Origin of the sequence: Aeromonas sp. V90_14, assembly GCF_029967615.1 — a bacterium.
Lineage (GTDB): Bacteria > Pseudomonadota > Gammaproteobacteria > Enterobacterales > Aeromonadaceae > Aeromonas > Aeromonas hydrophila.
In genome coordinates this window covers 266,005-281,466 of record NZ_JASCAS010000034.1, presented here as the reverse complement: position 1 = coordinate 281,466, position 15,462 = coordinate 266,005, and the positions used below count along the sequence as shown (strand labels likewise).

At 61.6% G+C, this 15,462-nt stretch carries 11 protein-coding genes; 6 read left to right on the top strand and 5 right to left on the bottom strand.

From position 1 onward, the window contains the following. On the bottom strand, window positions 1-190 hold a 190-nt coding region (locus QLG02_RS14865), incomplete at its 3' end, for a hypothetical protein (protein WP_282465533.1). A gap of 35 nt (window positions 191-225) precedes the next feature. Here QLG02_RS14865 and QLG02_RS14860 point away from each other — a divergent pair. Continuing rightward, window positions 226-1,722, top strand: a complete 1,497-nt coding sequence (locus QLG02_RS14860) for a leucyl aminopeptidase family protein (RefSeq protein WP_282465532.1) — start codon at window positions 226-228, stop codon at window positions 1,720-1,722. A gap of 8 nt (window positions 1,723-1,730) precedes the next feature. After that, on the top strand, window positions 1,731-2,411 hold the full coding sequence (yjjG, locus tag QLG02_RS14855; protein ID WP_024946307.1) for a pyrimidine 5'-nucleotidase: 681 nt from the start codon (window positions 1,731-1,733) through the stop codon (window positions 2,409-2,411). Window positions 2,412-2,493: 82 nt separating this feature from the next. Here yjjG and QLG02_RS14850 read toward each other — a convergent pair whose 3' ends face one another. The 4 genes from QLG02_RS14850 to elyC form a co-directional block, all read right to left on the bottom strand. Next, entirely contained in the window at window positions 2,494-3,750 is a 1,257-nt protein-coding gene (locus QLG02_RS14850) for a M20 family metallo-hydrolase (protein WP_011706226.1), read from the bottom strand. A gap of 1,204 nt (window positions 3,751-4,954) precedes the next feature. Then, a complete protein-coding gene (pfkA, locus tag QLG02_RS14845) occupies window positions 4,955-5,926 on the bottom strand; it encodes a 6-phosphofructokinase (protein ID WP_011706225.1) in 972 nt (323 codons plus the stop codon). Window positions 5,927-6,073: 147 nt separating this feature from the next. Next, window positions 6,074-6,829, bottom strand: coding sequence for a triose-phosphate isomerase (gene tpiA, locus QLG02_RS14840; protein ID WP_282465531.1), 756 nt, complete (start codon window positions 6,827-6,829; stop codon window positions 6,074-6,076). Window positions 6,830-6,964: 135 nt separating this feature from the next. Beyond that, window positions 6,965-7,735 (bottom strand): envelope biogenesis factor ElyC, encoded by a 771-nt coding sequence (elyC, locus tag QLG02_RS14835; protein ID WP_199796293.1) that lies wholly within the window; start codon window positions 7,733-7,735, stop codon window positions 6,965-6,967. Between the two features lie 298 nt (window positions 7,736-8,033). Here elyC and cmoM point away from each other — a divergent pair, with 298 nt between their 5' ends. The 4 genes from cmoM to mukB all read left to right on the top strand — a co-directional run bounded on the left by cmoM (window position 8,034) and on the right by mukB (window position 15,379). Beyond that, a complete protein-coding gene (gene cmoM / locus QLG02_RS14830; protein ID WP_029303111.1) occupies window positions 8,034-8,810 on the top strand; it encodes a tRNA uridine 5-oxyacetic acid(34) methyltransferase CmoM in 777 nt (258 codons plus the stop codon). A 76-nt stretch (window positions 8,811-8,886) separates the two neighbouring features. Further along, window positions 8,887-10,206 (top strand): chromosome partition protein MukF, encoded by a 1,320-nt coding sequence (gene mukF / locus QLG02_RS14825; protein ID WP_043119003.1) that lies wholly within the window; start codon window positions 8,887-8,889, stop codon window positions 10,204-10,206. Next, window positions 10,187-10,924 (top strand): chromosome partition protein MukE, encoded by a 738-nt coding sequence (gene mukE / locus QLG02_RS14820; protein ID WP_011706220.1) that lies wholly within the window; start codon window positions 10,187-10,189, stop codon window positions 10,922-10,924. The genes mukF and mukE overlap by 20 nt, the downstream gene beginning before the upstream one ends. Window positions 10,925-10,951: 27 nt before the next feature. Continuing rightward, complete coding sequence (mukB, locus tag QLG02_RS14815) at window positions 10,952-15,379, top strand: chromosome partition protein MukB (protein WP_282465530.1); 4,428 nt, start codon at window positions 10,952-10,954, stop codon at window positions 15,377-15,379. The last annotated feature ends 83 nt before the right edge of the window (window positions 15,380-15,462 follow it).

Genomic DNA, 15,462 nt, shown 5'->3' with positions numbered 1-15,462 from the left:
CGTCGGGCTCATAACCCGAAGGTCGTCGGTTCAAATCCGGCCCCCGCAACCAACTTCCTTTCTCTATTACGCTAACCCTCCAGTTTTTAATCCAGCCGCCTTCGCGGTCGTTCTGCTTTGTGTCGCCTTCACGCTTGATATTGATTTTCAAGTGCAAATCTGGCTGTGACCCCGCTTTGTTGGGTATCATCTCTGATATCTCTTCATGGACGAGGGCCTTGCCCAATGATGCAACCATTTACCTATTTGCCGCCGCAGATCGACATTCACGACGCCGGCCTCGCTGCCGTCCTCACCAACGGCCTGGCCGCCAATCTGCTGATCTGCGCCGAAGATCGCCGCGAAAGCCTGCTGGCCCTGCCCGAGTTTGCCGCCGTCGGCGCCCAGATCGCGCTGGGGCAGAAAGCGCCCTACAGCCTGGTGCTGCACAATACCCTGCAATTGCTGATCTTCCTGCCGGCACACCCCGCACGCGATCATGCCCTCTACAAGCAGGCGCGCGGCTGGGTTGCGCCGCTGGCCGGGCTCAAGATCGAGCGGTTGGGGCTGCACCTGGAAGGTTTTGACGAGGCCGATACCACGCTGTTGGCCGAACTGGTGCTGGCCACCTTGCTGGCCGCCAACGTGCCGCTGCCCAGTCACAAGCATCGCAGCGAAGATCCCTGGCGCTACCAGCAGATTGCGGTGTCCCCCAATTGCGTGCTGGATCTGGCGCGGATCTATGCCGAGGCGGAGGGCAACGGCCTGGCGCGCCATCTGGCGGTGTCGCCGGCCTCCGATCTGACCGCCCGCAGCTACCGGGAGTGGGTACGCCAGCTAGCCCAGAGCGAAGGTTGGCAGTGGCATGAGTACGATCAGGCCCAGCTCGCCGAGCGGGGGGCTGGCGCTTTCATCGCGGTGGCGCGCGGCTCGGAAGACAACCAGGCCGCCATGGTCAAGCTGAGCTACTGCCCGCCCAATGCGGTGCGGCGGCTGGCACTGGTGGGCAAGGGGATCTGCCACGATTCGGGCGGCTACAACCTCAAGATCTCCGGCAGCATGTATGGCATGCACCTGGACATGGGGGGCAGCGCAGTGGCGCTGGGGACGCTCCACGCCATCAGTCGGGCCAGGTTGCCCTATGAGGTGCACTGCTGGCTTGCCATCGCCGAGAACCACATAGGCCCGCTGGCCTATCGGCCGGGGGAGGTGGTGACCGCCCTCAACGGCACCACCATCGAGGTGGTGGACACCGATGCCGAAGGGCGCATGGTGCTGGCGGATACCCTCTGCATGGCGGTGCAGGACAATCCGGATCTGCTGATCGACTACGCCACCCTGACCGGGGCTTGCAAGCGGGCACTCGGCAGCCGCTACAGCGGCGCCTTCACCAACCGCCCCCAGTGGCTGGGGGAGCTGATCAATCTTGGCCAGCGCAGCGGCGAGCGGATCTGGCCCTTCCCGCTGGATGAAGACTACGACGACAACCTCGATAGCGAATGGGCCGATCTGTTACAGTGTGCGCCGGGCTCGTCGCCGGATCACATCGATGCGGCCCGCTTCCTCAGCCGCTTCGTACCCGCCCAGACCCCCTGGCTGCACCTCGACTTGAGCGGTTTTCGCAACAAGGGCGGCAATGGCGTGGTCAGCAGCGAGGTGACCGGATTCGGGGTCAGATTGACACTGGATCTGCTGGCCGGCCCGCTGGGGCGGCGCAATGAACTTGATCAACCAGAACAGTAAGGGATCCCGTGAAAGTACCAAGTTATGACTGGGTGTTGTTCGATCTGGACGAAACACTGCTCGATTTCCCGGTCGCCCAGGCGCTGGAACAGACGCTGCACATTTACGGCGTGACGCCGACCCCGCCCAAGATGGCGGAGTACCATGCCCTCAACCACCGGCTCTGGCAGCAGTACAACTCCGGCGAGATCGATGCCGCCCACCTGCAGCAGACCCGCTTCTCCCTGTTTGCCGAACAGGTGGACGTGGCGCCGATGGCGATGAACGATACCTTCCTGCAGCAGATCATCGCCCTGAGCATGCCATTGGAGGGAGTGGTGGAGACCCTGCAGGCGTTGAAGAGCAAGGTGAAGATGGGGATCATCACCAACGGTTTCAGCCTGCCGCAGCGCGGCCGCCTCGACAAGCTGGGCTGGAACGAGTGGTTCGAACCGCTGGTGATCTCGGACGAGGTACAGGTGACCAAGCCGGCGGCGGCCATTTTCCAGCATGCCCTCGAGCTGATGCAGCGCCCGGATCCGGCGCGGGTGCTGATGGTGGGGGACAACCCCAAGACCGATATCGCCGGCGCCGCGGCGCAGGGGCTGGCAACCTGCTGGTACAACCCGGCTCGCCAGGATGGTCCGTGCGAGGCGACCCACGAGATCCACCACTTTGCCCACCTCTCGGCCATCGTGCTGGGGCAGTAGGTGCAACAGACCCCCTTGCCACACAAGGAGTGAAAAAAAACAAGGCAGCCCACGGGCTGCCTTGTTTGTATCCGGCTGTTTGCTAGCGGCCGAGGCGAGCCAGCAACCAGGACTCCAGCAGTGCCACGCCGGGGGCCAGCACGGCCTCGTCGAAGTCGAACTCCGGGTGATGATGGGGCGCCGCCAGATTGGCCCCCAGGATCAGGTAGGCCGCCTCGCCACCGCTTCGCTGCACCCGTTCGATGAGAAAGCCCGCGTCCTCGCTGGCGCCGAAACGGCGGGTATGGATGGTCTCCAGCTTGAGCGCCTGGGCGAGCGGAATGATCTCTTCGAGCAGGGTCGGACTGTTGTCGATGCCGATGGCTTCACCCTGCTTGCGAATGAGGTAGGTGGCGCCCTGCATCATGGCTGCCCCTTCCACCATCTGCTGCACCTGGCTGAACATGTAGTCGTTGAGGGCCGGCGTGGCGCCCCGGGTCTCTCCCTGCAACAGGGCGTGACCCGGGATCACGTTGCGGCCGCTGCCGCCATGGAGCTGGCCTACGTTGATGCGGGTCATGCCATCGCGGTGGCGGGCGATGCCGAGCATGGCGGTGGTGGCCATGCAGGCCGCCGCCAGCGCATTGCTACCGGCGTTGGGCTCAAGCCCCGCGTGAGCGGCACGCCCCATGAACTCCACGTCGAACTTGGTGGAGCAGAGAAACTCGGTGGGATTGACCACCAGCTCGCCGCTGTTGGCATGAATGCCGATGTGCAGCGCCAGCAGGGCATCCACGTCGTCGAGCTGACCGCCGGCGGCCAGCGCCTTGCCGCCGCGACAGCCCTCTTCGGCGGGCTGGAAGAACAGCTTGATGCGGCCGTTCAACCGATCGGCGAGGGCGGCGATCCGCTCGGCCAGCACCAGCCCGATGGCGGTATGGCCATCATGGGCGCAGGCGTGCATCCAGCCGGCATTGCGCGAGTGCCACCCCTCCTGGCTGGGAGGATGCAGCTCATCCTGGCTCTCTTCGACCTCCACCGCATCGATGTCGAAGCGAAAGGCCAGGGTCGGGCCGGGACGGCCGCTGTCCCACAGCCCCATCACGCCAGTTATCTCTTCGATCCTGCCCAGCCAGTCCGGATGGGCACCCTGGCGCAGGGCTCGCTCCTTCTGGGCCTGCACGTCGATGTTGCGGCCCATGATGAGGTTGCTGGCCAGCAGCTTGTCGCCCAGCATGATGGAGAAACCGAGTTCACTGAGGTGGTGGGCGATGAGGGAGCTGGTACGAAATTCACACCAGGCCGCTTCGGGCAGACGATGAAGATCACGACGCCAATGGCTTAGCGCATCTTGTGTCATGGTAATTCCTGCATGGCGAATCCAGCGGACATTGTGACGGGCAGGGGGACAAGAGTAAATCCCGCAGACGCAAATGCAACAGGGGGAGCCACTGGCTCCCCCTGTTGACAGGCTACCTCTGGCAGGCAGCTGTAATTATGTTCGCTTGGTCGTACTAATAGCCGTATTGGTCGCTGTTTACGATGAACCACCAAAAAATGACATTAAGCGGTGAATTAACCAGCGTGGCGATGCCTGTCGTTGCCCATCAGGCTCATCGGGTGGGCAACTAACCGCCTCAAAGCTGTGACAGTGACGGCAGAGAGACGGCAACCAGAGTGAAAAACACAGTAAAAACTGCAGTAACCACAAACTCTTTCATATTTTTGTCTCCCTTGGCTGACTGTTGATGGAACCAAGATACCACAATTGTGCGGTAAAACAATAGTAAATTGCATTTATTGGCTTTAATCTGCTTAGTGAGTATCGAAAGCTTCATTTTTGCACCTTTAAGTTCATTTTATCGTCTTGATGGTCATGTCATGCGGTGTAGAGAAGTGGATTTTTAAGTTATTTCAATTAAAACAGTCTATTAGGTCATTCCATTATGATACTGTAGAGGGGTTTTATATGAGGCTTTTTTGTTTTTCTAAAATTATGTCGGCAAAAAAAGACGATTTTGAGGGGAGAGTGATGACCCCGCCATGGTTTGGGCGGCTGTCAGCGCCATTTTCCGTCTCCAACATGTTTTTGTCGCAGTCGAACGGTTTTTCCCTGTCGTGACGCCACCTTCTGACATGTCTCTTCCCGTCTTTTTGCAAAATCCCCTCTGCTGATGGTGCCCTGTCGACCCACTTTTCGTCTCTGTTCGGATCTTTTCCTGGCATGTTGGCGGCCCGATGGGGCGCCTGCGGTCGGCAACGCCAAGGGACAGAGCAAGAAGACAGAGCAAGAAGAGTGTGCAGAGAGGTGGCGCTGTTCTCGGCAGAAGCCGGACTGCAGAGGGCCGTGTACCGCGTTGTTGATGTGCAATGCCGGTTGAACCGGTTAACGGTGCAAGGAGCCTCGAAGAAGGGGGTGGGCAGGCGATAAACAGAGGAAGTACTGCGAGGAGCGCAGGGATGGTTGCAACGAGGTGGTGTCATGGCCCCGGGCGTGGCGAGCAGGGCTCAATAAAAAAGCCCTCCAGTGGAGGGCTTTTGTCACAGCAACCTGAAAGCGGGGCTTAGAACAGGGTGGTGGAGAGATCGTAGAGCTCCTGATCGAACGGGCGCTTGAGGTTCTCGATGCAGTCGATGATGTCGTGGTGCACCATCTCGTTGCGCTGGATGCCGACGCAGCGACCACCGTGACCGGCCAGCAGCTGCTCGACGGCGTAGGCACCCATACGGCTGGACATGATGCGGTCACGCGCGGTGGGGGTACCGCCACGCTGGATGTGGCCCAGGATGGTGGCGCGGGTTTCGCGGCCGGTCAGGGCTTCGATGTCCTTGGCCAGGGCGTTCACGTCGGTGACGTGCTCACAGATGGTGATGATGGCGTGCTTCTTGCCCTTGGCTTCGCCTTCCTTGATCTGTTGCAGCAGTTTGTCCTTGTCGAACGCCACTTCCGGCACGATCACGTACTCGGCACCGCCGGCAACGGCGGCGGACATGGCCAGATCACCGCAGTGACGGCCCATGATCTCGACCACGGAGATGCGATGGTGGGAGCTGCAGGTGTCACGCAGACGGTCGATGGCGTCTACCACCACGTTCAGTGCGGTATCAAAGCCGATGGTGAAGTCGGTACCGGCGATGTCGTTGTCGATGGTGCCCGGCAGGCCGATGCAGGGGAAACCCTCTTCGGTCAGCTTCTTGGCACCCATGTAGGAACCGTCACCACCGATCACCACCAGGGCGTCGATGCCGTGCTTTTTCAGATTTTCGATCGCTTCGGCGCGCACTTTCGGATCTTTGAAGGCGGGGAAACGGGCGGAGCCGAGGAAGGTACCACCACGGTTGACCACGTCGGAGACGCTGTGACGCTCCAGCTTGACGATACGGTCCTGATGCAGACCGAGGTAGCCATCATAGATGCCGTAGACTTCCAGGCCATGATGCAGACCGGCGCGCACCACGGCGCGGATGGCTGCGTTCATACCCGGTGCGTCACCACCACTGGTCAAAACACCAATACGTTTGATTTGTTTGGTCATGAGTGCCTCTGGATCTGAGTTGTCGAATACGAAATGGTTGAATGAGACAAGCCACTTTTACTATATCGGCTTTCCTATGGGATGCGGCGGCTGCCATAGGAAAAGCGATATGCAGGAGGGGGCAAGTGCCCCCTCCATGGCAGCCGATTACTTGGCCGCGCCAGAGATGATCTGGGAGAAGTCGTCCACTTTCAGGGACGCACCACCCACCAGGCCGCCGTCGATGTCCGGCTGACCGAACAGGTCAGCAGCGGTGGCGCCGGTGACGGAACCACCGTACAGGATCTGTACCTTGGCAGCCACGGCGGCGTCGAAGCCGGCCAGGTACTGACGGATGTGAGCGTGAACGGCCTGAGCGATTTCCGGGGTGGCAGTCTTGCCGGTACCGATGGCCCATACCGGCTCGTAAGCCACGACGGCGTTGTTGAAGGAGGCGATACCGCAACGGTCTATCACGGCTTTGAGCTGGGTTTCGACCACGGAGTTGGTGGTGCCGGCTTCGAACTGAGCCAGAGTCTCACCGATGCACAGCACGGGGATCAGGCCGCCTTTCTGGATGGCTTCGTACTTGGCAGCAACCACGTCGTCGGTCTCTGCGTGCAGGGTACGACGCTCGCTGTGGCCGACCAGGGAGTAGGTGCAACCGAAGGCTTTGAGCATGGACGGAGCGTTTTCGCCGGTGAAGGCGCCGGACTCGTGAACGTCGGCGTTCTGGGCACCGTAGGCAATCTTGCTGCCGGCGGTCAGTTGCTCAACCAGACCCAAAAAGATAACCGGCGGGCAGACGGCGACTTGCACAGAAGGATGAGCGGCAGCAGCCGGGGTCAGTCCTTTGATCAGAGCTTCGACGGAAGCTTTGGTGCCGTTCAGTTTCCAGTTACCCATTACCAGGTGCTGTCTCATCTTGTATATCTCCTAGGCATTTGATTGCGCGACATTATATGAATTGAACCGAGCCCAAGATAGCTGACCCGGCGGCAAATGACGTAATTTTTTTTCGCTTTCCTGATCCAAATCAGGAATGAAAGGCTCGATTGCTCAATCGTTAACCTGCCCCCGCAAACGGGCCCACCATACCCCAATCCATTCGTGAATGGCAGCCTCGGAATACATCAGATAGCGCCCTTTTGGCAGGTAGCTGTAGAGAGGTTGCGCCACCTGACTCTGCTTGGCGGTGTAGTCGGTGGGGGCGGGCACGGCGTTCAGTCCCTGACCCTGATAGAGCGCCATGGCCCGCGGCAGATGGGTTGCCGAGCTCACCAGCGCCACTCGTTTGCCCTTGAGATGACGGCTGATGCTGACCGCCTCGTCGTGGGTGTCTTTGTTGTTTTCAAACAACGTCATCCGCGTGCGGGGAATGCCGAGGCTCACCGCCATGCGGGCGTTGACCTCGGCGTTCGACAGGGGATCCCCGGACACATAACCGGAGAAGATGAGTTCCGCCTGCGGATAAGCCTGGGCCAGCCGTACCCCCTCCAGGGTGCGGGCCAGCGCAATATTGTTCTGCCAGGATCGCTCGGGCACCGCCGGGTCGCTGACATGGCCGTTGCCGAGCACCACGATGGCCTCGATGTCGGGATGCTGGCTTGTCTCGAAGGGGGGAAAGGTCTGCTCCAGCCCGCGGGCCAGCTCGTAGCTCACCGGTCGCATTCCCATCAGGGTGACCAGCAGCAGCGAGAGGGTCGCCAGCAGCTTGCCGCTCTTCTGAAAACGGGTGAACCAGAGCAGCAATAGCGCCAGCAGCAGCAGGCTGAGGGAGAAGGGGAGCGGCATCAGCAGCTGGCCCAGCCACTTTTTGAGGTCAAACAGGGCGTCCACTTGTTATTCCTTATATAACAATGCATTAAAAAATTATTAAGGATTTTGGCGCCCTTGTATAGGCGCCTCTTCCCAGGGCTGCATGGCGCCATCAAGGTACACAGGTTGTGCAGTGCCTGCCCGCACACCCCGAAAAGCGCGAAATGGGGGCAAAGTGGGCGCCAAACGATGTTTTTTCCATCACCTGGGGGAGGGAGCTGCGCCTTGAGTTTTCAGCAAATTCGGGATGTGACAGAATACCCTCTTTTTCGTCAGGCCCGTTTCCCGTGGCCACAGAGTTGAGTTCGTCTTGAAGCAAGATCAGAGTTTTGACGGGCGCGCCGACAAGTTCGCCCGCAACATTTATGACTCCACCAAGGGGCGCATCCGCACCACAGTGGTGTGGAGCGACATCGAAGCCTGCCTGGCCCGCCTTGGCAACCGGCCGCTGCGCATCCTGGATGCGGGGGGCGGCTTTGGCTATTTCGCCCAGAAGCTGGCGGCCATGGGCCATCAGGTGGAGCTGTGCGATCTGTCGGCGGAAATGCTGGCACTGGCCCGCAGCCAGATCGCCGAGAAGGGGCTGGAAGACAGAATTCGTCTCATCCATTGCCCCATTCAGGATCTCAAAGCACACGTGACCGGCACCTTCGATCTGGTGCTCTGTCACGCGGTGCTGGAGTGGCTCGCCGAGCCGCGCCAGACCTTGCTCGGTCTGTTCCCTTTCGTCAATGCCGGGGGCATACTGTCGCTGCTTTTTTACAACCGTCACGGTCTGCTGTTCCAGAGCCTGGTGGTGGGCAATTTTGACTACGTGCGTCAGGGGCTCAACAAGAAGCGCCAGACGGCGCTGACCCCCACCAATCCCCAGCTGCCGGAGCAGGTCTACGACTGGATTGGCCGAGGCGGGCTCAAGATCATCGGCAAGACCGGGGTGCGGGTGATCCACGACTACATGCGCCACAAGCAGGATCAGCGGGAAAAGTTCGACGATCTGCTGGCCATGGAGCTGCAATATTGCCGGCAGGAGCCGTTTATCTCCTTGGGGCGCTATATCCACGTGATGGCGCAAAAACCCACCGGCTGAGGCCCCTTTTTTGATGCTACCGGATGTAGCCGCGCGCAAGGCTTTGCGCCCAATACAACAACGAGATGACAACATCATGATGAGTACATCCCGTACCCTGCCCGAAATGGTGGGATGGGTCAGGCAGGAGGGGTTGGCGCTGAGCCTGCCCACCGATCGGCTGGCCTTTCTGATTGCAATCAAGACGCTGTCCGAAGATGAATCGGATCTGTCTGAAGCGGCGCTGCACGATGCCTTTGGCTATGTCAGCAACGCCTTCGGCCAGATGGACGAGACCCTCACCGGTCGCGCCAACAACGCCATCAACGATCTCATTCGCCAGCAACTGCTGTCGCGCTTCAACACCGACATGGTGGCGGGGGAGAGCCTCTATCGCCTGTCGCGCCTTGGCATGAGCATCGTCGATTTCTTCATGGATCAGCGCCAGGTTGACTCCATCAAGCTCTCCATCCTGCTCGAACACCTGGCGGCCGAGCTCGACACCGCCCGCAAGGCGGCGCTCGAGACCAACACCCGCGAGCAGTGGGATGCCGAGGTGCTGCCACGGCTCACCTTCTCGCTGGAAGAGACCCTGGGGCGCATCGATCTCACCCAGCGCGCCATGGACGAGCAGCAGAATCAGGTCAAAACCGAGATCGCGGCCCTGCTGACCCAGAACTGGGTCGATGCCATCCACAGCTGCGAAAAACTGCTGCACGAGACCGGCCAGACCCTGCGCGAGCTGCAAGATACCCTGGACGCCGCCGGCCACCGCCTGCAGGCGGGGCTGCTCAACATTCAGGAAGCGGCGCAGGGGCGCGAGGATCTGTTCCACGTCGAAGAGCTGACCCACGCCCTGCAGGGGCGGCTGGACGTCATCACCAGCTGGGGTCAGCAGTGCATCGAGCTGTGGGCCCGCTATGACAGGCACGTCCACAAGTTCATCCGCAATGCCATCGATATGGACAAGAACCGCGCCTTCAGCCAGCGGTTGCGCGACTCCATCCGCAATTTTGAGCAGCACAACTGGCTGCTGCGGGTGGCCGAAGAGCCGCGCCTGCTGGAGCTGCGGGACGAGACCATCGCCATCCACGACGAGGAGGTGACCGGCGAGGTGCCGCTCGAGATGGAGTACATGGAGATGGTGGACATCAACCAGGAGCTGGCCGAGCGCATCGAGCGCTACCTGGCCCGCTACCCCGAGCAGGGCCAGCAGCTGGATCTCGCCGACGTGCTGCGCGAGTACCTGCTGGACTACCCGGCCCATGCCCACTTCGACGTGGCGCGTCTTCTGATCGACCAGGCCGTGCGCCTGGGCCATGCCAGCGGCGAGCACCAGCTGCATCGTCAGCCCGCATGGAAACCCATTAACCAAGCTGGATCCAAGGTTCAGGCCTATGTCATTGATCAATACTGAGTTTCCCTTGCCGCTGCGGCTCGCAGAGGCGATTGCCAACCCCTTGTTTCCGCGCATCGACACCGCCTTGCGCTCCGGCCGCCACATCAGTGCCGACGAGTTCGAACAGCACTCGGCGCTGGTGGAGTACCACCAGGAGCTGGAGATCTTCTACGGCCGCTATCAGGTTGAACTGATCAAGGCGCCGGAAGGCTTCTTCTATCTGCGCCCGCGCCCGAGCGCCGACATCGGTACCACCGTCCTCTCCGAGCTCGACATGCTGGTGGGCAAGGTACTCTGTTACCTCTACCTGAGCCCGGATCGGCTCGCCTCGGAAGGGGTGTTCGCCATGGGCGAACTGCAAGAAGAGGTGCTGAGCCTGGCCGACGAGAAGCAACTGCTGCGGATGGTCAACAGCCGATCCGGTGGCACCGATCTGGACAAGAAGAAGCTCTTGGAGAAGATCCGCACTTCCATGCGCCGTCTGCGCCGCCTTGGCATGATCACCGCCCTTGGCAACAGCGACAAATTCCGGGTCAACGAATCGGTGTTCCGCTTTGCCGCCGACGTACGCTCCGATGAGGATCCGCGCGCCGTCCAGCTGCGGATGATCCAGGAGGGTGAGGCCATCTTCCACGACGACGAGATGCCGAGCAGCGATTCGCTGTTTGAGGATATCGAGGCGGATCTCGATGAAGAGCAGCTTGAACTGGAGGTGGAAGATGACTTGCAGCGTTAAATCCAAGGCCCAGATGGAGGCAAAGTCGTGAGAGGCAAATTCAAATCCCTGACCATGGTCAACTGGAACGGCTTCTTCGCCCGCACCTTCGATCTCGACCAGCTGGTCACTACCCTGTCCGGCGGCAACGGCGCGGGCAAGTCCACCACCATGGCGGCCTTTATCGCGGCGCTCATTCCCGACCAGTCGCTGCTTCACTTCCGTAATACCACGGAGGCGGGCTCCTCCAGCGCGTCCCGCGACAAGGGGCTCTACGGCAAGCTGCAGCGCGGCCACTGCTATTCGCTGCTGGAAGTGATGAACAGCCGCGAGCAGCGGATCTGGGTCGGCGTTCACCTCGAGCAGGTGGCCAACCGCGACAACAAGGTCAACATCACCCCGTTCGCGCTGGTGGATGTGCCCGAGCAGTTGCAACCCACCGATCTACTGCTGGAAAAGCTCGATGACGGCAAGGGCCGGGTACGTGCCTTCGCCGATCTGAAAGGGGCCGCCGCCGAGCTGGGGGCGCTCAAGGTCGCCAAGTTCAATACGGTGACCGATTATCACAACTTCATGTTCGAGTTCGGCATCACCCCGAAGAAGCTGCGTGATCAAAAGGATCGCGGCAAGTTCTATCGCCTGATCGAAGCCTCCCTCTACGGCGGCATCTCTTCGTCCATCAGCCGCTCCTTGCGTGAATACCTGCTGCCGGAGAACTCCGGGGTGCGCAAGGCGTTCCAAGACATGGAGGCGGCCATCTACGAGAACCGCCGTACCCTGGAGGCGATCAAGGAGACGCAGGGTCAGCGGGATCTGTTCAAGAACCTCATTACCGAGACCACCCACTATGTGGCGGCCGACTATGTGCGCAACGCCGCCGAGAAGAATCGCCTCTCCGAGCTGGCCCTCAAGGCCCGCCAGGAGCTGGCAGGCAAGCGTCGCCTGCTGGCCGAAGAAAAGCAGCGCGCCATCTATCTGGCCGACGAGGTGGAGCAGCTCACCAACCGCGAAAAATTGCTGACCGACGAGCTGGAGTCTGCCTCCGAGCACCTGGCCAAGGTGATGGCTGCGGTCAGCTTGCAGAAGAAGATCGAGATGTACCGCGCCGATCTGGCGGAGCTGATGGACAAGCTGGAGCAGCAGCAGGCGATCGTGGAGGAGATCCATGGCCAGTTGCTGGAGGTGGAAGAGCGCAAGGAGCTGGCGCAGGCAGAAGTCGACAGCCTCAAGACCCAGCTGGCCGACTATCAGCAGGCGCTCGATATCCAGCAGACCCGCGCCATTCAGTACCGTCAGGCGGTGCAGGCGCTGGAGACTGCCCGCGAGCAGTGCGAGCTGCCGGGGCTGACCGCCGAACAGGCGAGCGACACCCTGCATCAGTTCCGCGCCGCCGAACAGAGCCTCACCAGCCGGGTGCTGGGGGCCGAACAGCAGCTGGCGCTGGCCAAGGCGGCGGTGGCCGAGCATGAAGCGGCGCTGGTGCTGCTGCTCAGCATCGCCCCCGAGACAGTGCGTGAGGCCGCCTGGCCTACCGCCCAGGCGCTGCTCAAGCGTCACATTGAAAACAAGGCCCGCATCGCCCAGGGGCAGGGGCTGCGCGCCGCGCTGGCTCGCCTCGAGAAAGAGAGCGAAAGTCAGCAAGCGCTGCTGCGCTTGCGTGACGAGCTGCAGCAGGCCTCTGGCCAGCTGATCGCGAGCCAGGACGAGCTGGAGATCTTCCTCGAAGCCCAGCGCACCCGTCAGGAGGAGCTGAGTGAGTTGCGGGCAGAGGTGGATCAGCGCCGCGCCAGCTTCGAGCATCAGGGCAGCCAGCTCGGCCGCGATATCAGCGAGCTCACCAAGCTGGCGCCGCGCTGGCTCAAATCCTTTGAAAAACTCGAGCAGCTGCGCGAGCAGAGCGGTCTGCCGCTCACCACCGCCGAAGAACTTTCTTCCGGCATGCAGGGCGTGCTCGACAAGGAGCGCGAGTTCGAACAGGAGAGCAACCGCATCGCGGCGCAGAAACAGGCGCTGGAGCTGCAAATTCGCAACCTGCAGCTGGGTGCCGGCGAGGCGGATCCGCGTCTTGCCCGCATCGCCGAGCAGGTGGGGGGCGTGTTGCTCTCCGATGTCTATGACGACATCTCCATCGACGATGCCCCTTACTACTCCGCGCTCTATGGCCCGGCTCGCAGCGCCCTGGTGGTGCTCGACCTCGAAGGGGCCATCGAACGGCTGAAAAAGCTGGAAGATTGCCCGGAGGATATCTACCTCATTCAGGGCAACCCCGACTCCTTTGACGAGGATCTGGTGGAGGCGGACGAGCTGGGGGACGCCGTGCTGGTGCGCACCAGCAAGCGTCAGGTGCGCTTCTCCCGCTACCCCGAGCTGCCGCTGTTTGGTCGCGCCGCCCGGGAAAAACGCATCGAGCAGCTCGACCTTGAGCGCGAAGGGCTCATCGAGGGCTACGCCAAGGCCGCCTTCGAGCAGCAGAAGTACCACCGTCTCTACGGTCACTTCCGCGACTTTATCGGTCAGCATCTGGACATCGCCTTCCGCCCCGATCCCGAAGCCGAAGTGCAGGCCAAACAGGCCGAGCTGCGCGCGCTGCAAGGGGCCATCGGTGAGTGCGACAAGCAGCTGGCCGAGGCCAAAGCGGCCGCCGCCCAGCTGACTCGCCATATCCAGCTGGTGCAGGGCATGCTGCCCTTTGCCCATCTGTTTGCCGAGACAGATCTGGCAGCCCGCCTTGAGGCGGCTCACGCTGACGTTGAAGCCCTGAAACAGGCCGAAGCCTTTATCGCCAAGCACGGCAAGGCGCTGGAAAAACTGGAAACCATGGTGCAGGTGCTGCGTCAGGATCCGCAGGATCTGGCCGCGCTGCAGGCGGCTTACGATGAGGTGAGCGACTTGCTGGCCGAGCAGAAGCGCCGTTGCTACGCCCTCGATCAGCTGGTGGCCCGTCTGCCGCACTTTGCCTATCAGGATGCGCAAGACCTGCTGGGCAAGGCCTCCGAGATGAGCGAGCGGCTCAAAGAGAAGCTGAAAGCGGCCGAGCTGGCGGCCCGCACCGCTGGCGAGCAGCACAAGCAGATTGCCCAGCGCCACACCGAGGCGTTGCAACTGCGTACCGCCCTCAACTCCAGCGTCGAGGCCAAACGCCAGACCCTGACCGAGTTCGAGCAGGAGCTGGCGGCCATGGGGCTGACCCTCTCCGACGACATGGAAGAGAAGGCGCGCGCCCACAAGAAAGAGATTGAAGAGCTGCTGATCCGCACCCGTTCCCGTCGCACCAGCGCCGAGGCCCAGTTGCAGGTCACCAAGCGCGAGATCGAATCCCTTGGCGGTCGTCTCAAGCTGGAAGGCAAGGATTACTACAGCGCCCGTAAATCCCTGGTGGGCCACAAGGCGAGCTGGTCGCGGGTGGTGCGGCTGGCGCGGGAGACCGACGTCGAGAAGCGCCTCAACAAGCGCGAGCTGGCTTATCTGGACAGCGACGAGCTGCGTTCCATGTCGGACAAGGCCCTTGGCGCCCTGCGGGTGGCGGTGGCCCACGACGAAGCCCTGCGCGATGCGCTGCGCCTCTCTGAGGGCAACCGCAGCACCGAGCAGAAGGTGGCCTTCTACGTGCAGGTCTACCGTTACCTGAAAGATCGCATCCGTAACGACATCATCCGCTCCGATGATCCGGTGGAAGCGATCGAGGAGATGGAGATCGAGCTGGCCCGTCTCGCTGACGAGCTCAAGCAGCGGGAAACCCATCTGTCGCTCTCCTCCCACGAGGTGGCGGCCAAGATCACCAACATCATCCGCCGCGAGCAGAACCGAATCCGGGTGCTCAACCAGGGCTTGCAGAACATCGCCTTCGGTCTGGTGCGCGGGGTGCGCCTCAACGTCAATATCCGCGAGGCCCACACCCGTCTGCTGACGGCGCTGGCGGATCAAACCGCCATGCACAACGATCTGTTCGCCGACAAGGAGCTCAGCTTCTCCGAGGCGATGGCCAAGCTGTTCCAGCGCCTCAACCCGCAAGTAGAGCAGGGGGATCGCAGCTATCAGGTGATGGGCGACGTGCTGCTCGACTATCGCAACTATCTGGAGCTGGAGATCGAGGTGCAGCGCGGGGCCGATGGCTGGCTGCGGGCCGAGAGCGGCGCGCTCTCCACCGGCGAGGCGATCGGTACCGGTCAGGCCATCCTCTTGATGGTGCTGATCAGCTGGGAGGAGGAGTCCCGTCGTCTGCGCGGCAAGGACATCGCTCCCTGCCGCCTGTTGTTCCTTGACGAAGCGGCCCGTCTGGATGGCAAGTCCATCGCCACCTTGTTCGAGCTGTGCGAGCGGCAGGATATGCAGCTGCTTATCGCTGCGCCCGAGAACATCAGCCCCGAGAAGGGCACCACCTACAAGCTCATCCGCAAGGTGCAGGGCAAGCACGAGCATGTGCATGTGGTGGGGCTGCGCGGCTTTGGCTTCGCCGATGACAAGCTCATCGCCTGACAGAGGCTGACGGACGAGGTATGAAAACGGGAGGCTTGGCCTCCCGTTTTGTTTGGAAACTGTGGCAAAGTAGCGGCGCGGCC